General features: G+C 68.7%; 17 protein-coding genes. 11 read left to right on the forward strand and 6 right to left on the reverse strand.

Features of this window, described 5'->3' with window-relative positions; genetic code table 11:
* The first annotated feature begins 750 nt into the window (after positions 1 to 750).
* Complete coding sequence (locus ACN27G_RS31265; protein WP_421496267.1) at positions 751 to 2,181, forward strand: ATP-binding protein; 1,431 nt, start codon at positions 751 to 753, stop codon at positions 2,179 to 2,181.
* 295 nt (positions 2,182 to 2,476) lie between these two features.
* Here ACN27G_RS31265 and ACN27G_RS31270 read toward each other — a convergent pair whose 3' ends face one another.
* Both ACN27G_RS31270 and ACN27G_RS31275 read right to left on the reverse strand, forming a co-directional pair.
* Positions 2,477 to 2,887, reverse strand: a complete 411-nt coding sequence (locus tag ACN27G_RS31270) for a type II toxin-antitoxin system VapC family toxin (protein ID WP_421496268.1) — start codon at positions 2,885 to 2,887, stop codon at positions 2,477 to 2,479.
* Positions 2,884 to 3,162 carry a type II toxin-antitoxin system Phd/YefM family antitoxin gene (locus ACN27G_RS31275; RefSeq protein ID WP_210938980.1) on the reverse strand — a complete coding sequence of 93 codons (279 nt, stop codon included), beginning with the start codon at positions 3,160 to 3,162 and terminating at the stop codon, positions 2,884 to 2,886. Before ACN27G_RS31275 ends, ACN27G_RS31270 begins: the two co-directional genes overlap by 4 nt.
* 406 nt (positions 3,163 to 3,568) lie before the next feature.
* Between ACN27G_RS31275 and ACN27G_RS31280 the strand changes: the two genes are divergently transcribed.
* A complete protein-coding gene (locus tag ACN27G_RS31280; protein ID WP_421496269.1) occupies positions 3,569 to 3,874 on the forward strand; it encodes a helix-turn-helix domain-containing protein in 306 nt (101 codons plus the stop codon).
* Between the two features lie 152 nt (positions 3,875 to 4,026).
* Here ACN27G_RS31280 and ACN27G_RS31285 read toward each other — a convergent pair whose 3' ends face one another.
* A complete protein-coding gene (locus tag ACN27G_RS31285; RefSeq protein WP_421496270.1) occupies positions 4,027 to 4,797 on the reverse strand; it encodes a hypothetical protein in 771 nt (256 codons plus the stop codon).
* Positions 4,798 to 5,092: 295 nt separating this feature from the next.
* On the opposite strand from ACN27G_RS31285, the gene ACN27G_RS31290 reads away from it, so the two are divergent.
* Positions 5,093 to 6,130, forward strand: a complete 1,038-nt coding sequence (locus ACN27G_RS31290; RefSeq protein WP_421496271.1) for a PIG-L family deacetylase — start codon at positions 5,093 to 5,095, stop codon at positions 6,128 to 6,130.
* Positions 6,131 to 6,581: 451 nt separating this feature from the next.
* Here the strand turns inward: ACN27G_RS31290 and ACN27G_RS31295 are convergent, their stop codons facing one another.
* On the reverse strand, positions 6,582 to 7,256 hold the full coding sequence (locus tag ACN27G_RS31295; protein ID WP_421496272.1) for a TetR/AcrR family transcriptional regulator: 675 nt from the start codon (positions 7,254 to 7,256) through the stop codon (positions 6,582 to 6,584).
* 211 nt (positions 7,257 to 7,467) lie between these two features.
* Here ACN27G_RS31295 and ACN27G_RS31300 point away from each other — a divergent pair, with 211 nt between their 5' ends.
* Positions 7,468 to 8,100, forward strand: a complete 633-nt coding sequence (locus ACN27G_RS31300; protein WP_421496273.1) for a DUF4386 family protein — start codon at positions 7,468 to 7,470, stop codon at positions 8,098 to 8,100.
* A 406-nt stretch (positions 8,101 to 8,506) separates the two neighbouring features.
* Here ACN27G_RS31300 and ACN27G_RS31305 read toward each other — a convergent pair whose 3' ends face one another.
* Both ACN27G_RS31305 and ACN27G_RS31310 read right to left on the reverse strand, forming a co-directional pair.
* The gene (locus tag ACN27G_RS31305) at positions 8,507 to 9,865 is read right to left on the reverse strand and encodes a rhodanese-like domain-containing protein (RefSeq protein WP_421496274.1); all 1,359 of its coding nucleotides are present in this window, start codon (positions 9,863 to 9,865) and stop codon (positions 8,507 to 8,509) included.
* Between the two features lie 41 nt (positions 9,866 to 9,906).
* Complete coding sequence (locus tag ACN27G_RS31310) at positions 9,907 to 10,224, reverse strand: rhodanese-like domain-containing protein (protein WP_421496275.1); 318 nt, start codon at positions 10,222 to 10,224, stop codon at positions 9,907 to 9,909.
* Between the two features lie 166 nt (positions 10,225 to 10,390).
* Here ACN27G_RS31310 and ACN27G_RS31315 point away from each other — a divergent pair, with 166 nt between their 5' ends.
* The 7 genes from ACN27G_RS31315 (at position 10,391) to katG (ending at position 20,742) form a co-directional block, all read left to right on the forward strand.
* Complete coding sequence (locus ACN27G_RS31315) at positions 10,391 to 10,657, forward strand: metal-sensitive transcriptional regulator (RefSeq protein ID WP_421496276.1); 267 nt, start codon at positions 10,391 to 10,393, stop codon at positions 10,655 to 10,657.
* Between the two features lie 55 nt (positions 10,658 to 10,712).
* The gene (gene trxA / locus ACN27G_RS31320; protein ID WP_421496277.1) at positions 10,713 to 11,096 is read left to right on the forward strand and encodes a thioredoxin; all 384 of its coding nucleotides are present in this window, start codon (positions 10,713 to 10,715) and stop codon (positions 11,094 to 11,096) included.
* 189 nt (positions 11,097 to 11,285) lie between these two features.
* The gene (locus ACN27G_RS31325) at positions 11,286 to 11,483 is read left to right on the forward strand and encodes a hypothetical protein (RefSeq protein WP_421496278.1); all 198 of its coding nucleotides are present in this window, start codon (positions 11,286 to 11,288) and stop codon (positions 11,481 to 11,483) included.
* 192 nt (positions 11,484 to 11,675) lie between these two features.
* Positions 11,676 to 14,435, forward strand: coding sequence for a cation-transporting P-type ATPase (locus ACN27G_RS31330; protein WP_421497527.1), 2,760 nt, complete (start codon positions 11,676 to 11,678; stop codon positions 14,433 to 14,435).
* Positions 14,436 to 14,526: 91 nt separating this feature from the next.
* Positions 14,527 to 17,763 carry an SNF2-related protein gene (locus ACN27G_RS31335; protein ID WP_421496279.1) on the forward strand — a complete coding sequence of 1,079 codons (3,237 nt, stop codon included), beginning with the start codon at positions 14,527 to 14,529 and terminating at the stop codon, positions 17,761 to 17,763.
* 271 nt (positions 17,764 to 18,034) lie between these two features.
* Entirely contained in the window at positions 18,035 to 18,463 is a 429-nt protein-coding gene (locus ACN27G_RS31340; protein WP_421497528.1) for a Fur family transcriptional regulator, read from the forward strand.
* Positions 18,464 to 18,510: 47 nt separating this feature from the next.
* Complete coding sequence (gene katG, locus ACN27G_RS31345) at positions 18,511 to 20,742, forward strand: catalase/peroxidase HPI (protein ID WP_421496280.1); 2,232 nt, start codon at positions 18,511 to 18,513, stop codon at positions 20,740 to 20,742.
* Positions 20,743 to 20,773 lie beyond the last annotated feature (31 nt).

Raw genomic sequence — 20,773 nt, forward strand, 5'->3', positions numbered from 1 at the left:
GGCGTACGGCGCGGCCGGTGTTCGTGTCCGACGGGCTTCGATGAGCGTCACCCGATCCCTCCTCACGTCCGTGACCTGGTAGCACTCAGCCGTAGGGGGTCGCCGGCAATCGTCGCGGTGTGGTTCGCATGGTGGTACCTCCGGCCCACCATCTCCATCTGCGCGACGCCGCAGGCGACTGAGGTTGCCGCCTCACCCCTGTGGCTAGCCTCGGTCTCTCAATGAGTGATTGATCTTGGTGTTGTGGGTGCGACTGGCGGTGCTTCCGCCGGTAGGCATGGCTTGCGCCCGACGCGTGGCCGGGTTCCTCGAAGCTGTTGCAGGGGCGGGGATTGTGGTCGCGGCAGGCTGGTCAGCGTTGCGGCTGTCGGCCGACTGATCTTCGCCAAGAGGAGGAGCACTGGGGTTGAGCAGTGAGCGAGAATCCGACGCTGGCCTCTGGTGTGAAGTTCTCGCCAGCTGGACGACAGGTGGGATCGGGAAGGTAGCCTCCGGGCCCAGTGATCCGGAGCGACTGTTAAGGAGCCGAGTCATCCTGTCGACCTGCTCCTGGCTTGTCCCATGGTGTTCCACTTCAGCTTGGTGGCGACCCTGGCGAGCGTGAGCAACTCGTCCGTGCGGTAGAGGGCGCCGGCCGCCGACGGCGTAGCGATTGAGTCTGCGGGGACATATAGCCGTAGCGACTCCCCGGTTTAGGTAGACTGCTCCGAAGTAAGATTGGATCTAGCTTCGGAGGGTCGATGTTCATACATGGAACTCGACCTGCTCACCAAACAGCTTGATCATGTAACGCGCACTGGCGAGAGTCGTTCTGTCGCTATCCGCGGACGGCGGCAGGTGGGCAAGTCGCGGCTGGTGCAGGAACTGTGCGACCGTGTCGATCTGCCGTACTGCTTCTACACAGCGGTCAAGGGCGCGTCGAGCATCGAAGCTGTCGGCTCCTTCCTCGGCGCCTTGCGCGACTCGTCGCTGCTCACCCCTGGCGGTCGTGACCTTCTGCCGTCCCAGCCGACGGCCGGTGGATGGGGAGACATGCTGCGGGTCCTGGCGGCTGTCTTGCCCGACACGCCAAGCGTGGTCGTCCTCGACGAACTGCCCTGGATCTCCGAGCAGGACGCGACGTTCGACGGGCATCTGCAGGTTGCCTGGGACCGGCTCATCTCCAGCAAACCAGTGCTACTACTACTGCTCGGCAGTGATTTGCACATGATGCGGCGGTTCACCGAGTACGACCGGCCGTTCTACGGCAGGGCCACGAACATGGTCCTCGGCCCGTTCAATCTTGCCGAAACCGCCGCCGTGACCGGACTGAGTGGAGCGGACGCAATCGATGCGCAACTGATCACCAATGGGTTGCCCGGTGTCGCCCTGGAGTGGTCCCCGGGAACGCCCCCCGCCGATTTTCTGAGGCAAGAGATCTCCAACAGGACTTCAGCGTTGTTCACCGTCCCCGAACAGTCCTTGGCGTCTGAGTTTCCCGCCCCGGACACTGCCCGGCGCATTCTGGAAGCGGTCGGTGGGACAGGTAGTCGCACCTTCAGCAACATCGCCGCTGCCGCTGGTGACCGCGGCGGCCCGGTCAGCTCCGGCACCCTGTCCCCGCTGCTCCACCGGCTCGTCGAGGAGAAACAGATCCTCGCCGTGGACAAGCCGCTGTCCACCAAGCCCAGCAAACTGGCCCAGTATCGGATCGCGGACAGTAACCTGCGCCTGTACCTGGCCATTTTGCGCGACGTGCATCAACTGGTTCTGCGCGACCGGACAGCGGCCGCCCGCGCGACCCTTGATAGTCGATGGTCCGCCTGGCGGGGAAACGCCGTCGAGCCGATCATCCGCGATGCGCTCGCCATCGCCGCCGGCGCCGGCGGCCTACCCTGGAGCGACACGTGGGAAGTCGGCGGCTGGTGGAATCGGCAGTCCAACCCGGAGATCGATCTTGTCGGAGCTGATCGTGCGCCGATCGCCTCCCGCATTGCGTTCGCCGGCTCCGTCAAGTGGCAAGACGCCCCGTTCGACCGGCACCATCTCGACGAACTGCGACGCCACGCCCCGGTGATTCCGGGTTTTCAGCCCGGGATCAGCGGCCTGGTCGTCGTCAGCCGCTCCGGAGCCGACCTCCCGGCCGAGGCCGCGGATGTCATCTGGGGACCTGATGACATCGTCCAGGCCTGGTCGGTCTGATGCTGTCCGAGGTTGCGACGGGCGCGATGTTCTCCGTGTGGTCGAACCGCACTGGTGGTTCGCGGTCGGGCCGGAATCATCGGCTGCACCCAACCCCATGAGATGGGCAGGTTCAGTGGTAGCGGGTCACCGGCGACCGTTTGGGTGTGGTTCGCATGGTGGTACCTCCGGCCCACCCGAAACGGATACCCAAACGGAGGGGTGCAAGGTGGCAGAAGCGCAGGCCATGGTCGATGCCGTGGCCGCACTGCCGGGCGGCGGCCGGAACCTTGCACCCGGGTGGTGGATTCGTGGGTCAGTTCTGGCCAGGGCTTGCTACGGGTAGTCCTGCTTCTTTCGCGCATTCGAGCAGCCGCCGGTCGTAGGTGACGAAGGCGGTCAGTGCTGCGCCGGACTCGTTGGTCAGCACTTGGGCAGTGGCCAAGTGGATGGCATCGAGGCTGCGGAGCGTCGGCTCGGCGAACGCGGCTGCGGTCGCGCGGATCGTACCGTCGATCTCCAGTCGGAAGAGCCGTCCGACGGCGGCCGGCACTCCGATCAACGCTTGCGGAGCTGATCGGCGCAGCGCTCTGGGCACTTCCACCTCGACGAGAGCGGAGGAGACCAGCGGCACGTCGTCGTGCTTGTTCAGCCAGGAGACAAGGTCGGCACTGCACATTTCCTGCCGAACCAGCTTGACGACGGCAGCTGAATCGAGATAGATCACCAGCGCTCCTCGTCACGCATCGCGGCGAGGGAGGCGGCCACGTCCACCTCTTCGTCACCGAGTTTTGGCGGAAGTGGCACAGAGCCACCGCCGGTGGGGGCGACGGCTCGTCCTGCCGCTACCAGCTTGGCCAGAATCGACCTGTCGTCGCCTACCGGAACAAGTCGGGCGATCGGGTGTCCGCGGTCGGTGATCTCGACGGTCTCGCCGCCACTTACCCGAGCCAGAACCTGGCTCGTGTTCTGGTTCAGCTCCCGGACACCGATGCGTTCCATGCACACGAGTGTAGAACTAGATGTTCTACGTTTCTAGCTTCTGGCGTCATCTGGGCTGCCGGTCCGCCGACCAGAGAGGTCGACGAGGTCCAGGCCATGGTGACTGGCCCGGCTGCCGGCGGGTGGCGTCGGAATCATCGCGCACGGCCCGGGGTCCGTGAGCCGGGCAAATTCAGGGTCAGTGGATCGCCTGCGATCGTGGCGGTGTGGTTCGCATGGTGGTACCTCCGGCCCACCAACCGACGATATCCAGCCTTCGACCTGCGCCTCTCGGTTCGCATGCTGTCCCGAGGTATAGGCTGAGCTATAGCTGGACCATGCCTCATGGCCCCGCCGGTCGCTGGGCGATCAGAACGACCAGCGACGTCCGCGACTGGTTGCGGACGCTCCCGTCAAGGGAGGGCTGATGAGCGACTTCCATGACTGGGACGACATCCGTGCCGAGTTGCACGACGGGGACGACGATGCGCTCGATGTGGAGCGCGCCCGCACCGAGGCGTGGATCAGCGCGTTCCACCTGGTTGAGGAACGTAAGCGTCTCGGGCTCACCCAGCGGCAAGTGGCCGAGCTGATGGGGGTCACGCCCGGCCGGGTCAGTCAGATCGAGAACGGGGATCTGGAGGCCAACGAGGTGGCGACCCTGAGTCGGTACGCGGGCGCCCGGATGCGGATCATCTTCGATTACGGCGGCGACCTTCGGCAGATCGCCTGAGCCCGTGCCGGAATTGGCACGAGCCCGATGTGATCTTGCAGGTTCCGTGGGCAGTCACGTACTACGGTCATGGTTTGCTGGAAGGCCAGCGAGCCCGACCTACCTACCCACTACCGATGGTGCCGGGACCGAGGACCGGAGCGTCGGACGCGTCATCCCTCACCTCCCTTGGCCTCCCGCTTCTCTATCAGTTTCCTGATTTCGCGGAACGCCTCGTCCCTCCGAAAATTGTCCGGCCATCCGAACGCCCGGTACAGTTGCCGTGCGTATTGAACGTCCAGAGTGCTGTACCCCCAGTACGGATCGGTTTGCGCCAGAACTTCCTCCTCGCTCAGCTCCACGCCCTGTTCTTCCGGAACCACGTCAAGCGCTCTGACCTCTATCATCTCCCGACCCGGGCAGGGAATGAGCTCCAGCCTCCGGTATTTATCCTTCAGGTCCTCGAAGTACTCTCTGAGATCCTGCTCGAAAGAGTCACACCGAAGCTCTTCCTCGACGACCGTGCCTTCTCGCAGGTTGAGGAAAAGGGTTCGGCCGCCACTTTCGTAACCCTCCGCGAAGACGAAGATGTGGTCGGGAACGGAGTCTTCATCCCCTGACCAGAGGTACTCCTGCTCCGCGAATCGGGCGCTGTCGAACGTGCTGTAGTCGAGTAGGTGCGACTTGTAGTGGATGTGCCCTGAACTGTCGCCGTGATCTGACGTGCGACTACCCAGGTACGGAAGGTTCCTCAGAACTTCGACGGTGAAATCAGACTTGAAGCCGGCACAGTTCTCGGGCGTGTAGCTGGGCCATCCTCCCGGCGGCGGCATCACAAGATCGTCGGGGTCACGATGCAGGGTCGTCAGAAAGGTCAAGAAATCCAGTACGATTGCGGCTGTCTCGGAGGCGGAGTAAATCGGACGATTTTCTTCGTCACTCATTCGGTGTCCCTTGTTGCGACAGATTTCCACAGTGCTCGAGTGGATCTTAATGCTGCCGGTCAAGGGCTTCGCGTGGCCGGTCGACCCGTTGCGCCCGCTCCGGTTCCATCCAGCGCCATCTCTGGTGCCGGCCGGATCCTCCGCACTCTGCGGTCTGGCTCACCTCCGGTTCACCCACGACCACTGATACCCATGGGGGTATGCTTGAGAGGTGCGAAGCCGCCCGACAAATCCGGCCATCGGCCGACCTGAGCAGCGCCCCGATCTGACTCGAGACGTCGAAGGTGTCCTCGCCGTGGTCGCGCACCCGGACGACGAGTCGTTTGCGCTGGGCGCGGTGCTGGACCGTTTCGTCGCCTGCGGGATTCCCGTCTCGGTGCTCTGCTTCACCCATGGTGAGGCGTCCACCCTGCACGGCCGCGCCGGCAACCTGGCCACCATCCGCGACACGGAGCTGCGCGCGGCCGCGGCGGTACTCGGCGTCGAGTCGGTGGAACTGCTCGACTATCCCGACGGTCAACTCAACCGGCAGTCGCTGGATCACCTGGCCGGGCACGTCCGCCGGCTGATCGCCGCACAACACCCCAGCCACCTGATCGTGTTCGACACCGGCGGGGTCACTGGCCACCCCGACCACCAGCAGGCCACCCGGGCCGCACTCACCGCGGCCCACGCCACCGGCCGCACCGTGCTGGCCTGGACGCTGCCGCATGACATCGCCGACCGGCTCAACGACCAGTTCGGCACCGCCTTCGTCGGACGGCGGCCGGACGAGATCGACGCGCGGCTCAGCGTCGTCCGCACCCGCCAGCGGCGGGCGATCACCGCCCACCGTAGCCAGTCGCTGCACAACCACGTGTTGCACCGCCGCCTGGCGCTGCTGGGTGACCGTGAACACCTGCGCGTGCTCTATCAGCCGAACCAGGGAGACCCGCACATGTCCTACGCATACACCACCCGCCTTCCGCAGCCGTTCTCCGTCGCCGTCGTGGACCGGGTCCGCGCCGCACTGAAGGATCAGGGTTTCGGCGTGCTCACCGAGATCGACGTCCGGGCCACCCTGGAGGCGAAGCTCGGCGTGACCATGGAGGACTACCTGATCCTCGGCGCGTGCAACCCACCGCTTGCGCACCGCGCCCTGGGCCTCGACCGGGAGATCGGGCTGCTGCTGCCCTGCAACGTCGTCGTCCGCGCCGACGGACCCGACGCCACCCTCGTGCAGGCGTTGGACCCGCAGACCATGGTCCAGGTCACCGGCCGAGCCGAGCTCAAAGCGGTCGCCGACGATGCCGCCGTCCGGCTGCGTGCCGCCCTGGACCAGCTCAGCAGCTGAGCGCCGAACGGACCGAAGGCAGCCGACCGCCCCCGGACCCCCGACCTGGCTCAGGACGCTGCGATCTTGGCGATGCCGGGATCGTGACCTGGGGTGTCGTGGGTTTGTTGCGGCGGATATGCGCACCAAGCCGGGCGCTCAGGGGCCGCAGAGAGGCGGTGTCTCCAGCGTGCACACTAATGCCGAGTTGAGCGAGCGTCGTGGAGGATGTGAGTCGTGGACGCTCGATCGACCTTGGCGAACCGGCTCTCCGTCTCGATCGGCTTCGACCCCGGTGGGAGCGCACCGCGACGGTCTGCGCCTTACAGAGGTTGCCGCGGATGTCGTGGGAACCGAGGCGGCGGTACCCCGCCCGAGGCTCGCCGAGTGGTGGAGGCACCGTCCTTCTCGGTGCGGCTCTTGGGGAAAGGACCTGCCGTGCAGAGGGCCGCGCGACGGTCCGTGAGCGTGGCTAGGCGGAGGCTCTCAGGGGCTCGAGGGCGGCCAGGACGAGGTCGAGGCCGAAGGTGAACTCCTCCGCCGGGTCGTAGCCGGCAGCGACGAGCGCCGCGGCCGACTCGTTGAGGTAGGGGAACTCCTCAGGAGAAAGCTGGGGCAGGAAGACGTCCTCGGTCATGTTCGCGAGCTCGTCGGCGGTGTCGAACGGCAGACTGGCTTCCTGCAGGGCGAACCCGTAGACGTAGCTGTCGAGCAACCAGTTGGCGTGCGTCGCCATCACGACCGAGAAGCCGGCCCTGCGTAGGCAGGCGGTGACCGCTTCGCGGTGGCGCAGGTTCGCGGGCCCCGGCGATGTCCGCGACTCCATCAGGCCGATCGCCCACGGGTGGCGTGCGAGAACCTGCCGGGCTGATGCCGACCGCCGTCGCATCGCCGACTGCCAGTCGGTCTGCTCGGGCGGGAGTTCGATCTCCTCGAACACGACATCGATCATGGCGTCCAGCAGCTCTTCCTTGCTGGCCACGTAGTGGTAGAGCGACATCGCGCCCGCGCCGAGCACGCCGGCCAGCCGGCGCATACTCAGCCCGTCGACCCCCTCGTGGTCGGCGAGCCGGATCGCCTCGACCACCACCCGCTGCTTGCTCAGCCCTGCGTCCGACGCGGCCTGGTGTTGCTCCCTGGCGGCCACGGGTCTCCTCGCTCCCTCGCACGGCTTGACAATCGTACGTCGTACGGCCATAGTACAGCGTACGACGTACGGTGTACGAGCCATCGTGGACCAGCTTAGGAAGCCGGAGAAGCCTCGAATGAGTGCGGCAGCGACAACGACGGGTACCACTCCGACCCGAGCGCTCCGAGAGCGGGTCGTCGGCGCGACGGCGATCGCGTTGACAGCGTCGGTGGCGATCCAGAACGCGGTGGTGGTCTGGGCCGGAGCGCCCGCCTACGGGGACCCGATCAAGGAGGTGCTCGCATTCCACGCAGAGCACCGGTTCGCGGTCGCGATCGCGGTCGGCTTGGAGGCGCTGAACCTGCCGCTGTTGCTGGGGTTCGTGACCGGTCTCCACGGGCTTGTCGGGCGCCGCGGGGGTGCGGGCGCGGACTGGTCGCGCCTCGCGGTCGCCGCGGGCGCGACTCTCTCGGCCGTCTTCGCGCTCTACGCCGTTCTGTGGAACGGAGTCGTGCTGTCCGCCAGCGAGCTCGCTGAGCCGAGCCCGGCGTTCGAGCTCGCCTGGCAGCTGCATGCAGCAGCGTTCGCGCTGGCACTGCCGGCGCTCGGCACCACCTTCATCGGCGCTGCGCTGGCGGCGCATACGAGCGGGCTGACACCGCGGTGGCAGCGTCTGCTCGGAGTGGCCGGGGGAGCCCTGCTGCTCGCCGCCGGGGCGGCCAACCTCGCGATCGCGGACGGCTCGGCGTTCCTGTTCGTGGGAATGCCCGGCTACGCCGCCTGGCTCGTGTGGCTGCTCGCGACCGGCGTACGGCTGATGCGCGCTCGAACAGCCGACCGTTCCAACAACGCGTCGGCCTAGGACGAGGAAGAACCAGGGCCCTGTCACACCCGGATGTTCATGCCCGCAAGCAGTTCGCAGAGTCAACGCGGACCCGGCCGCCCTGCGCCCGGTTCTCGAAGGTGAGATCGGGAAAACTGCCGGATTTCCCGGGCGTGGCGGCCGACCGCCCGCGTTAGCCCAGGCCCGGCACGAGCGTGCCGACGAGCGCGGACAGCCGGACCCCACTGCGGCGGCACCCGATCCGGGACACCGAGGGCGACCGCGCCCCGGATGCCCGGCCCGCGACCTAGCGCGCACCGACGCGAATCCGCAGATAGTCGACGCGACACGATGCGGATGGACGAACGGATGCCTTGGTAACGCCTGGATGATCTGAGTTGCGATAGACAGACATCCTACGGCGTATCAGGCACCCGTTCGGTGGTCATGCGGCGCGGACGGGTAGCCCCGATGTCGCGGCGTTGGTGAAGTCGTCATCGACGACGACGACGTGACGGCCGGTGGCGGCGAGCAGGGAGGCGGCGATGGCGGCGCGGTAGCCGGCGGCGCAGTGCACCCATACTTCGCCGTCGGGAACCTCGGCGAGGCGGTTGGGCAGATCGTGCAGGGGGATGTGGACGGCGCTGTCGATGCGCGCCTCGGCGGTCTCGAGACGGCGGCGGGTGTCGAGGATGACGATGGGGCGGTGATGGCGGACCTGGGCGAGGTCGGCGAACGTGGCCCGGGGGAAGGACTCAAGGGGGTGGTCGCCGGTCCAGGTGGCGGGGTCGCCGGTGGCGTGGGCGGCGGGCCGGTCGACGCCGATGCGGACGAGTTCGCGCTGGGCTTCGGCGATCTGTTCGGGAGTTTCGGCGAGCAGGGTGAGCGGGGTGCCCCACGGGATGAGCCAGCCGAGGTAGGTGGCGAAGCTGCCGTCGAGGCCGAAGTTGAAGGTGCCGGGGACGTGTCCGGCGGCGAACGCGACGCGGTTGCGCAGGTCGACGATCCATTCGCCGTCGGCGAGGCGTTTGCGGATCTGCTCGGCGTTGGCCCGCTCCGGTGTGCTCAGGTCGGGCGCGGCGGGACCCGAGCTGTTGGCCGGGGCCATGTGCGCGTAGTACGCGGGCCACGCGTCGAGCCCGGCGAGCAGGGCGTCGACGAAGTCGTCCTCGGCCTGGGTCAGCACCGGGTTGGCGCGCTTCTCGGCTCCGATGGTCGAGGCGGAGGCGTCGGACTGGGTCGCGGAGCAGAAGCTGCCGAACCCGTGGGTCGGGTAGACGCCCGCGATCTCGGGTAGCTCGCCGGCCAGCCGGTGGGCCGAGCGGTACTGGTGGTGGACCAGGTCGTGGGTGTGCGCGGGGCCGAGCAGGTCGGGACGGCCGACGGAGCCGTACAGCAGGGAGCCGCCGGAGAACACAGCCACCGGTTGCCCGTCGGCCTCCAGGGCGTAGGACAGGTGGGTGAAGGTGTGTCCGGGGGTGGCCAGCACCCGTACCCGCAGGGTGTCGCCGACGGCGACCACGTCGCCGTCGCGCACCGCGACCCGGTCGAAGGTGACCGGATCGTCGGCGTTGATGTGGTAGGCGGCGCCGGTAGCGCGCGCGAGGGCGTAGCCGCCGGTGACGTAGTCGTTGTGGATGTGCGTCTCGAAGACGTGCGTGATCGTCACACCCTCGGCGGTCGCGAGGTCGAGGACACGGTCGATGTCACGCTGCGGGTCGACGACGAAGGCGTGTGTGCCGTCGTGGACGAGGTAGCTGCGGTCGCCGAGGGTGGGTGTGTCGATGGGCAGGACACGGAACACGGTGTGGACTCCTTCGCGCAGGTGGGAGAAGCGGGCTGGGGTCAGACGGCGGCTCGGCCGCGCGTGATCGGGTAGCCGGCGCGCTGCCAGGCGGTGGTGCCACCGGCGACCGACCATGCGTCGATGCCCGCGCGGTGCAGGTGGTCGGCCGCCATCAGGCTGCGGTTGCCGGTCGCGCAGATCACGTACACCGGCACGCCGCGCGGCAGGTCACCGGCGCGGGCGGCAAGCCGGCCCAGTGGGACCGGTTCGGCTCCGGGCACGTGCCCGCTGGCGTACTCGAACGGTTCACGGACGTCGATGACGACGGCGCCGTCGCGGTGGCGGGCGGCGAACGTGGCCAGATCGACCTCGCGCATAGCTGACTCCTTCCGATCACATACCCCAGGGGGTATCCGTATCCGACCATAGCGCGCGGGCCGCGGCGGTCGTCAACCCCCCTTGTTCGGGCGACGTCCAGACCGCCCGGCCGCGGCGGAATAAATACCCCCAGGGGTATCGTTGAGCGCAGAGAAGGAGGGCGACATGCATCTCGACGAGGCCGGCAACGCCGACGTACGCCGGCGACTGCGCCGGGCGGAGGGCCAGCTGCGGGGCGTGATCGCCATGCTCGACGACGGACGCGACTGCACCGAGGTGCTGACGCAGCTGGCCGCGGTCACCCGCGCCCTGCACCGCGCCGGCTACGCGATGCTCGCCGACGGCCTCGAGCAGTGTCTCAGCGCGCCGGCCGACGGCGAGCGCAAGGAGACCGTGGCCCGGCTGGAGAAGCTCTTCCTGTCCCTGGGCTGACCGCAGCGCACGAATCCGGCGCCGGCCCGGCCGGCGAGAAGGGGAAAGAACAGCCATGAGTACGACTGCCCTGACGATGGACACCTTCGAGAAGACCGTCACCGGTGGCGGCATCGTCCTGGTCGATTGGTGGGCGTCCTGGTGCGGCCCGTGTCGCCGCTTCGCCCCGGTCTTCGAACAGGCCAGCGAGCGGCACGCCGACATCGTCTTCGCCAAGGTCGACACGGAGGCCGAGCAGCAACTCGCGGCTGCGGCCCGGATCTCCTCGATCCCGACGCTGATGGCGTTCCGCGACGGGATTCTCGTCTTCTCCCAGCCCGGCGCGCTACCGTCCGCAGCGCTGGAAGAACTCGTCGCCGCCGTCCGCGGCCTGGACATGGAAGAGGTTCGCGGCAAGATCGCGCAACAGAGCGGCAGCGGCGAACCGGCAGCGGCATGATGCCGGTGACCGCCCACCCACCGTCGTTCACCTGCTCGCCCAGCGGGCCCGAGCTGCCCGGACGGGCGGCGGAGAGCGGAGGCCATCCGGTCCTCAGGGTCGGGACGCTGGCCCCTGTCCGGCGACGAGGCAGCGGCACGAGACTCGAGAGAGAGGACCGGATCAGCCGCCCACGGAAAGAAGTCGGGAATGCGCCCTGCGCCGAAGTGCATCATCGACCGGACGCGTCCCTGCGGGGCCTGCATCGCACCGAGCCCGCAGGAGTGCCCGTACGCCTACCTGCTCGATCCTGACGAACTCGCCGCGGTGGTCGCTGCCGGCCGGGCCGGCGCCGACCGGCCGCCGACCACCCACGTGCCGTCCCGATCCACGGCGGCAACGAGTTGATCAACCTGAGAGGGCTGATGGCGGCGGCGATACCACCAGCACGCCGGCAACTCGGGCCGTCAGGGCACACCGCCTCTGTCCGCCGAGGCCGCCACCGATGACCGCCGGAACGCGACGCTCTCGGCGCGTGGTTACCGCAGGGACCCGGCCAGGACTTTCGGCCACGGCGAGGGAGAGATGGTGACCACCTCGGTGTCCCGCTCCGACACCACTCACCACGGGCTGGCCGCTCACGAAGTCGTGCTGCTCCTGGAGACCGATGCTCGGAATGGCCTGGGCAGTCAGGATGTCGCGGAGCGGCTGGCGCGGTTCGGGCCCAACAGCCTGCCCGCGGTCCAGGGCGACGGGTTGTTGCTGCGAGTCGCCAGCCAGTTCCATCACCCGCTGATCTATGTGCTGCTCGCCTCGGCCGCGATCACCGCGGCGCTGCGCGAGTACGTCGACTCAGCCGTGATCCTGGGGGTGGTGCTGATCAACGCGATCGTGGGTTTCATCCAGGAGTCCAGAGCGGAGGCGGCGCTGGAAGGGCTGCGGTCGATGGTGCGTACCCGGGCCACGGTGATCCGCGACGGCCGCCAGCGGATCGTGCCGTCCGAGCAACTGGTACCCGGCGACCTGGTGCTGCTCGAGGCCGGCGAGAAGGTCCCCGCGGACCTGCGGCTTGTCCGGCTGGCCGAACTGCGGATCAACGAGTCGGCGCTGACCGGTGAGTCCGTCCCGGTGAGAAAGGACGAGATCGTCCTGCCCGATGCGGTACCGGTCGCCGACCGGCGCAACATGGCGTACTCGGGAACGCTGGTCGCCGGCGGTAGCGGCACCGGGATCGTGGTCGCCACCGGCGCCGAAACCGAATTGGGCGAGATTCACCGTCTGGTTGGCGCCGCGGAGACCCTGGCCACACCGCTGACCCGCAAACTCGCCGAGTTCAGCAGGATCCTCACCGTAGGCATCGTCGCTCTGGCCGGGGCCACGTTCGCCGTCGGTCTGTTGCGCGGCTATGACGCGGTGGAGACGTTCACCGCCGCCGTCGCGCTGGCCGTGGGTGCGATCCCGGAAGGGCTCCCGGCGGCGGTCACGATCACCTTGGCCATCGGCGTGGCCCGGATGGCGCGGCGGCGGGCGGTGATCCGCCGGCTGCCCGCGGTGGAGACCCTTGGCGGCACCACGGTCATTTGTACGGACAAGACCGGAACGCTGACCGAGAACCAGATGACGGTGCGGGCGGTGTGGACGCCAGGTGCTGCCTACGAGGTGACCGGCTCCGGATACGCGCCGGACGGCGCCGTGAGAACCGGCGGCGGCGCGTCGGCGTCCCTGGACGGCGACCAGGCGCTGCGCTGGTGCATGCTGGCCGGTGCCGCGTGCAACGACGCGACACTGAATCGCGAGGACGGGCGGTACGAGATTCTCGGCGACCCGACGGAGGGCGCGATGCTCGTCGTCGCCCGCAAGTCCGGAATCGCCGCCGACTACGTCGGAGAACGTCTCCCACGGGTGGCGACCATCCCGTTCACCTCCGAGCGGGGCTGGATGGCCACGCTGCACCGCGACAGAGGCCATGACCGCGACAGAGGCCATGACCGCGACAGAGGCCATGACCGCGACAGAGGCCATGCGTCCGCAGACCACGTGGTTCTGGCGAAGGGAGCCGTGGAGCGGGTGCTGGACCTGTGCGGCGCTCAGCTGGACGCCGACGGCACCAGCGGGCCACTGGAGCGCCAGGCCGTGCTGGACGCAGCCGACGACCTCGCCGTTCGCGGACTACGTGTGCTGGCCACCGCCATCGGCCCCACCACCGGGCCGGTCGGGTTCGAGGAGGACGAACGGCCCGGCGGCATGGTTCTGGTCGGGTTGCAGGCCATGTTCGACCCGCCTCGACCGGCCGCCGCCGCTGCGGTCGCCGCCTGCCGCACCGCCGGCATCGCGGTGAAGATGATCACCGGGGATCATGCCGCCACCGCGACCGCCATCGCCGGGCAGACCGGCCTGCTCGACCCGGAATCGGCCGGCGACGGTGCCGTGTTGACCGGGACGGACCTCGCTGCGCTACCCGCCGAGGACCTGCCGGATGCGGTGGACCGCGCGGTCGTGTTCGCCCGGGTGTCGCCGGAGCAGAAGCTGCTGTTGGTCGAAGCGTTGCAGTCGCGCGGCCACGTGGTCGCGATGACCGGCGACGGGGTCAACGACGCTCCCGCCCTGCGGCAGGCCGGCATCGGTGTGGCCATGGGTGCCGGCGGCACCGAGGTGGCCAAGGACGCCGCCGACATGGTGCTCACCGACGACGACTTCGCCACCATCGAAGCGGCCGTCGAAGAAGGCCGGGGCGTGTTCGACAACCTCGTCAAGTTCATCACCTGGACGCTGCCCACCAATATCGGCGAGGGCCTGGTCATCCTGGCCGCCATCGTGGCCGGCGCCGCGCTGCCGATCCTGCCCACCCAGATCCTGTGGATCAACATGACCACCGCGGTCGCGCTCGGCCTGATGCTCGCCTTCGAACCCAAGGAGGCCGGCATCATGACCCGGCCGCCACGCGACCCGGGACAGCCGCTGCTCACCCACGCCCTGATGCTGCGGATCCTGCTGGTCTCCGCACTGTTGGTCGCCGGATCGTGGTGGCTCTTCCACTGGGAACGCAGCAGCGGCGCAACGCTGGCCGAGGCCCGGACCGCGGCGATGAACCTGTTCGTTGTGGTGGAGGCCTTCTATCTGTTCAGCTGCCGCTCCCTGACCCACTCCGCCTGGCGGATCGGCCTGTTCTCCAACCCGTGGGTCACTGCCGGCATCACCGTCCAGGCGGTCGGCCAGCTCGCCATCACATATCTGCCCAGCATGAATACCCTGTTCGGCACCGCGCCCATCGGCGCCGGCGTGTGGCTGCGCATCCTGGGCATCGCGGCGGCGGCCAGCCTCGTGGTTGCCGTCGACAAGCGCCTCCGCAGGCCAACGTGACGGTCTGTACGATCGCCGGACGGACGTGGGATACCGCATCACCGCTTCTCCGCACGTCCAGGGTTGCCGCAGGTTCGGGCGAGAGGTGACGATGGCGAAGCTGGTCCTGTCTCCGGACGAGGCGGTTGTCTGCGAGTTGGTGGGAGTTCGCGTCTTTCTTCAAGCGCGAGCAGTGCTCCTCGACGGAGAGATCGTCAACCCCACGGTCGGCCCGGCCGGGCAGGCGGCCGGCGGGGTTCGGGACGGCGGGGTGGTGACCGGCGAGCTCGTCCCGGGGGCGGAGCCCGCCTTGAACGGCTCCTGCACCTGTGCCGACGCGGAGTGCGTACATCTGGTCGCGCTGTTGCTTGCCGTTCAGCGGGACGACCGGGCGATGGACCCACCGGCACCGGCGCAGCGGCGGCCGAAGGCCGGCCGATGGGAGTCACGGCTGTCGGCGTGGGTGCGTGACCTGGCCGGGACGCCGCTGCTCCCGCAGCCCGAGGAGCCGGGGATCGGCCTGCAGTTCGAGCTGGTGGATGCCTACGTTCCGCGGGTACGCAGGACAGGGCGGCGAATCTCGATGCGTCCGGTTCTGCCGGGTCGTAAAGGGTGGGTGCGTACCGGAATCAGCTGGCACTCGCTCGGCTACGCCGGGGGACGGTCGCCGGACCTGGAGCATCACCGCCGGCTGCTCACCGAGATCGCCACACTTTCGGGCTCCCAGGCGCGCTACTACAGCAGCGCCAGCGCGAACATCTACCTCGACGAGTTCGGCAGCCGGCGGATCTGGGACCTGCTGGCAGAGGCACAGGAATCCGGCCTGCCGTTGGTGCAGTACGGCAAGAACGCCCGACCGGTGGTCGTGGCAAGCCGCCCGGCGTGGGTGTCGATGCAGGTGGACAGCGTCGACAGTGACCTGTCGCTGCAAGCCGTGCTCCAGGTCGACGGCGTGCCTGTCGACCTGGAGCGCACCCTCTTCGTCGGCGAGCCGGCGCACGGCCTCGCCTCGTGGGGTGCACGCGGCACCGCGGAGGCGGCGGAGCCGGTCTGGCGGCTGGCTCCGCTGGCACGTCCGTTGCCGCGTACGGCTCGTAAGGCCCTGACGGCACCGGGTATCCAGATTCCCGGTGAGCAGCGGGAGCGGTTCTTCGCCGAGTTCTACCCCGACCTGGTCCGGCAGATGGAGGTCGTGCCGGCCGGCACAACCGTGAGTCTGCCTCAGGTGAGTGCTCCGGCCCTGACCGTGACGTTGAGCGCCGAACGCCCGCATCAGCTGCGGTTGCGCTGGGAATGGGTGGTCGAGGTCGGCGGTGGGCGGCACGGTGAGCCGCTCTGGTCACCGAAGCTACCGGACGAGCAGGCAGATCTCGTGCGGCGGGTGGCTGATCTCGCCGGGCCCCGCGTGCCCGCTCTGCTCGAACCCGGTCCGATGGGTCCCCGGCTCGCCGCCGAGTCGGTGCTGAACGGTGACGCGATGATCCATTTTCTGGGTACGGTGCTCCCCGAGCTGGCCGCCCTCGGAGTGGCCGTGATCGAGCCGGACGACTGGGATCTGCAGGAGAGCGACGCGGCGCCGGTCATCACGTTCACCGGTGCCGCGGAGATCGGCGAGCAGGACTGGTTCGATCTGTCGGTCCGCGTCGAGGTGGGCGGTGAGCAGGTCGACTTCGAGGCGCTCTTCGTCGCGCTCGCCCGGGAGCAGGAGTTCCTGATCCTGCCCACCGGTGTCTACTTCGGCCTGGACCGGCCCGAGTTCCAGCAGTTGCGCGTTCTGATCGCCGAGTCCCGCGAACTCACCGACAGCCCACCGGGCATGCTGCGGGTCGGCCGGTTCCAGGCCGGCGTCTGGGACGAGCTGGGCGAACTGGGCGAGCTGACCGGTCAGGCGGCGGATTGGCAGCGCACGGTGGCCACGCTGAGCCGGGCGGGTGTGCTCCTCGACCAGTCGGTACCCAGCGAGGTGCACGCCGAGTTGCGCCCGTACCAACAGGAGGGCTTCCGCTGGCTGGCCGCACTGCACGACAACGGCCTCGGCGGCATCCTCGCCGACGACATGGGACTCGGCAAGACGCTGCAGGCGCTCGCCCTGCTGTGCCATGCCCGCAAACATGGCCGCTTCCTGGTCGTGGCGCCGGCCAGCGTCGTGCACAACTGGGCGGCCGAGGCTGCCCGTTTCACCCCGGACCTCGACGTCCGGGCGATCACCTCGACCACGGCCCGGCGAGGTGCCGGCCTGGCGGAGGCGATCGGGCAGGCGGAGGTCGTGGTCACGTCGTACACCCTGTTCCGTCTGGAGTACGACGACTACGCGGTGCTCGACTGGGCCGGCCTGGTGCTCGATGAGGCGCAGTTCGTGAAGAATCCGCAGTCGCAGGCATACAAGTGTGCCCGCCGCCTCCCGGCACCCTTCAAGGCCGCCATTACCGGGACGCCGATGGAGAACAACCTGGCCGAACTGTGGGCACTCTGCTCGATCGTGGCACCGGGTCTGTTCCCCCGGCTCGATCGGTTCACCGACTACTACCGCCATCCGATCGAACGCGAACGGGACCAGGACCGGCTGGCTCAGTTGCGCCGCCGGATCCGCCCGCTTGTGTTGCGTCGCCGCAAGAGCGAGGTGGCCGCCGAGTTGCCGGCCAAGCAGGAACAGTTGATCGAGGTCGATCTGTCGCCCGGCCATCGCAGGGTCTACCAGCGTTACCTGCAGCGGGAACGGCAGAAGGTGCTCGGCCTGCTGGGCGACATGGAGAAGAACCGTTTCGAGATCTTCCGCTCGCTGACGTTGTTGCGGCAGGCCAGCCTCGACGTGGCGATTGTCGACGAACAACACCGCGCGATCTCCTCCACCAAGCTCGATCTGTTGGTGGAGCAGGTCACCGACATCGCTGCGGAGGGGCATCGCACCCTGGTGTTCAGCCAGTTCACCCGCTTTCTCGGTAGCGCACGCGACCGGTTGGAGCAGGCGGGCATCACCTGCGCGTACCTGGACGGCACCACCCGCGATCGGAAGCGGGTGGTCGAGGATTTCAAGACCGGCACCGCGCCGGTCTTCCTGATCAGCCTGAAGGCCGGCGGGTTCGGCCTGAACCTGACCGAGGCGGACTACTGCATCCTGCTCGACCCGTGGTGGAATCCCGCGACGGAGGCGCAGGCGGTGGACCGGGCTCACCGTATCGGGCAGACCCGCACCGTGATGGTCTATCGCCTGGTAGCGCGGGACACCATCGAGGAGAAGGTGATGGCGTTGCAGGCGCGGAAAGCCGAACTGTTCGCCGGGGTGATGGACGGCGGAGAATTCGCCTCCGCGGGGCTCACCGCCGCCGACATCCGCGAACTCCTCGGTTAGTAGGGGCAGCCGCCGTTTTGGAACGCGGCGGGCAGTCGCAGGTCCCGCCCGGCTACCGGCCGGGCCGGAGCGGCAGGGAACTGGGCGGACGCGTGTGGTCGCCGCGCCTTCGGCGTGGCGGGGTACCGGGCGTACCAGAGGACTGACGACCGGGTGGGCAGGCGGAGGCTCCGTTGCCGGGTGGCCGGGTGATGTTCGGCCCATAATCTTGACTCATTCCAGAAAAGTGGCCAGACTTCACGGCGTGCCCCAGCCCCTGGATCTCCACCAGATGCTGCGCGGGGCCGCGTTGCGGGTGACCCGTCCTCGGCTGGCCGTGCTCAACGCGGTGCACGCGCATCCGCACGCCGACACGGAATCGATCATCGGTGCCGTTCGCGGCGATCTTCCGAACGTCTCCCACCAGGCCGTCTACGACTCGCTGCACGCACTGACCGCCGCCGGGCTGGTGCGGCGCCTCCAGCCATCCGGCTCGGTGGCCCGCTACGAGGCGCGGGTCGGCGACAACCACCACCATCTCGTGTGCCGGTCCTGCGGTCTCATCGCCGACGTCGACCGCGCCGTCGGTGAGGCGCCCTGCCTGAGTGCCTCCCACCCGACCACCTCCGGCCACGGCGGCTTCGCCGTCGACGAGGCCGAGGTCGTCTACCGGGGGCTCTGTCCCGACTGCACCACCAGGGGAAACTCCCGAAACTCCTAATCTGCCGACCCCGTCATCCCGATCCGCCACGTCACGGAAGGAACCCGATGTCCGAGAACCACGACGCCGTCGTACACGACGCGGAGGCGGGCAGCGAGTCCCGCTGCCCGGTCGCGCACGGACGCGCCCCGCACCCCACCCAGGGTGGCGGGAACCGCGGCTGGTGGCCGAACCAGCTCAACCTGAAGATCCTCGCCAAGAACCCCGCCGTGGCCAACCCGCTCGGCGACCAGTTCGACTACGCCGAGGCGTTCAACAGCCTCGACCTCGCCGCCGTGAAGCGGGACATCGCGGAGCTGCTGGCGACCTCGCAGGAGTGGTGGCCCGCCGACTTCGGCCACTACGGCCCGTTCATGATCCGGATGGCGTGGCACAGCGCCGGTACGTACCGGATCAGCGACGGCCGGGGCGGTGCCGGCGCCGGGCAGCAGCGTTTCGCGCCGCTCAACAGCTGGCCGGACAACGGAAACCTGGACAAGGCGCGCCGCCTGCTCTGGCCGGTCAAGAAGAAGTACGGCCAGCAGATCTCCTGGGCCGACCTCATGATCCTCACCGGCAACGTCGCCCTGGAGTCGATGGGCTTCAGGACCTTCGGCTTCGCCGGCGGCCGTCCCGACGTCTGGGAGGCCGACGAGGACGTCTACTGGGGGCCGGAGACCACCTGGCTCGGCGACGAGCGCTACACCGGCGACCGTGAGCTGGAGAACCCGCTCGCCGCGGTGCAGATGGGCCTCATCTACGTCAACCCGGAGGGCCCGAACGGCAACCCGGACCCGATCGCGGCGGCGCGGGACGTCCGGGAGACCTTCCGCCGGATGGGGATGAACGACGAGGAGACCGTCGCCCTGATCGCCGGCGGCCACACCTTCGGCAAGACCCACGGCGCGGGCACCGCCGACCACGTCGGTCCGGAGCCCGAGGCCGCCCCGATCGAGGAGCAGGGGCTGGGCTGGCGGAACAGCTTCGGCACCGGCAAGGGCGGGGACACCATCACCAGCGGTCTGGAGGTCACCTGGACCACCACGCCGACGAAGTGGACCAACAACTTCTTCTGGAACCTCTTCGGGTACGAGTGGGAGCTGACCAAGAGCCCGGCCGGCGCGCACCAGTGGAAGCCCAAGCACCGCGCCGGTGAGGGAACCGTCCCCGACGCGCACGACCCGGCGAAGCGGCACGCCCCGGGCATGCTCACGACCGACCTCGCGCTCCGCTTCGACCCGGTCTACGAGCAGATTTCGCGACGGTTCATGGAGAACCCCGACGAGTTCGCCGACGCGTTCGCGCGGGCCTGGTTCAAGCTGACCCACCGCGACATGGGCCCGATCCAGCGCTACCTCGGCCCCGAGGTCCCCGCCGAGACGCTGGTCTGGCAGGACCCCGTCCCGGCGCTGGACCACGAGCTCGTCGGCGTCGACGACGTCGCCACCCTCAAGACCCGGATCCTCGCCTCGGGGCTGTCGGTGTCGCAGCTCGTCTCCACCGCCTGGGCGTCGGCGTCGACGTTCCGCGGCGGCGACAAGCGCGGCGGCGCGAACGGGGCGCGGATCCGCCTCCAGCCGCAGAAGAGCTGGGAGGTCAACAACCCCGACGAGCTGGCGAGGGTGCTGCACACCCTGGAGGGCATCCAGCAGTCCTTCAACGCCGCCCAGACCGGCGGCAAGCGGATCTCCCTCGCCGACCTGATCGTGCTGGCCGGCTCGGCGGCCGTCGAGCAGGCGGCCCGGGACGCCGGTCACCCGGTCGAGGTCCCGTTCACGCCGGGGCGCACCGACGCGTCGCAGGAGCAGACCGACGTGGAGTCCTTCGCCGCGATGGAGCCGACCGCCGACGGGTTCCGCAACTACCTCGGCAAGGGCGTACGACTGCCCGCCGAGTTCCTCCTGGTCGACAGGGCGAACCTGCTGACCCTGAGCGCACCCGAGATGACGGTCCTGGTCGGTGGTCTCCGCGTCCTCGGCGCCAACTACCAGCAGTCGCCGCTCGGTGTCCTCACCAGCGCCCCCGGGGTGCTGACCAACGACTTCTTCGTCAACCTGCTCGACCTGGGCACGACGTGGAAGCCGACCTCCGAGGAGGCCAGCACCTTCGAGGCTCGTGACCCGGTCACCGGTGAGGTCAGGTGGACCGGCAGCCGGGTCGACCTGGTCTTCGGGTCGCACTCGGAGTTGCGCGCCCTCGCCGAGGTCTACGCGAGTGACGACGCACGGGAGAAGTTCGTGCAGGACTTCGTCGCCGCGTGGGTCAAGGTGATGAACCTCGACCGGTTCGACCTGGTCTGAGCCCCGAGTCCGTGCCGTCCAGGCCGGCCCA

The organism is Plantactinospora sp. WMMB334, from assembly GCF_049179095.1.
Taxonomy (GTDB): Bacteria; Actinomycetota; Actinomycetes; order Mycobacteriales; family Micromonosporaceae; genus Plantactinospora.

Bases quoted from the DNA above. Each gene is read 5' to 3' on its own strand.
- ACN27G_RS31265 (WP_421496267.1), top strand. From the start codon at position 751: ATGGAACTCGACCTGCTCACCAAACAGCTTGATCATGTAACGCGCACT.
- ACN27G_RS31275 (WP_210938980.1), bottom strand. From the start codon at position 3,162: ATGGAACGCATCGGTGTCCGGGAGCTGAACCAGAACACGAGCCAGGTT.
- ACN27G_RS31280 (WP_421496269.1), top strand. From the start codon at position 3,569: ATGAGCGACTTCCATGACTGGGACGACATCCGTGCCGAGTTGCACGAC.
- ACN27G_RS31285 (WP_421496270.1), bottom strand. From the start codon at position 4,797: ATGAGTGACGAAGAAAATCGTCCGATTTACTCCGCCTCCGAGACAGCC.
- ACN27G_RS31310 (WP_421496275.1), bottom strand. From the start codon at position 10,224: ATGCGCGAGGTCGATCTGGCCACGTTCGCCGCCCGCCACCGCGACGGC.
- ACN27G_RS31315 (WP_421496276.1), top strand. From the start codon at position 10,391: ATGCATCTCGACGAGGCCGGCAACGCCGACGTACGCCGGCGACTGCGC.
- trxA (WP_421496277.1), top strand. From the start codon at position 10,713: ATGAGTACGACTGCCCTGACGATGGACACCTTCGAGAAGACCGTCACC.
- ACN27G_RS31325 (WP_421496278.1), top strand. From the start codon at position 11,286: ATGCGCCCTGCGCCGAAGTGCATCATCGACCGGACGCGTCCCTGCGGG.
- ACN27G_RS31335 (WP_421496279.1), top strand. From the start codon at position 14,527: ATGGCGAAGCTGGTCCTGTCTCCGGACGAGGCGGTTGTCTGCGAGTTG.
- ACN27G_RS31340 (WP_421497528.1), top strand. From the start codon at position 18,035: ATGCTGCGCGGGGCCGCGTTGCGGGTGACCCGTCCTCGGCTGGCCGTG.
- katG (WP_421496280.1), top strand. From the start codon at position 18,511: ATGTCCGAGAACCACGACGCCGTCGTACACGACGCGGAGGCGGGCAGC.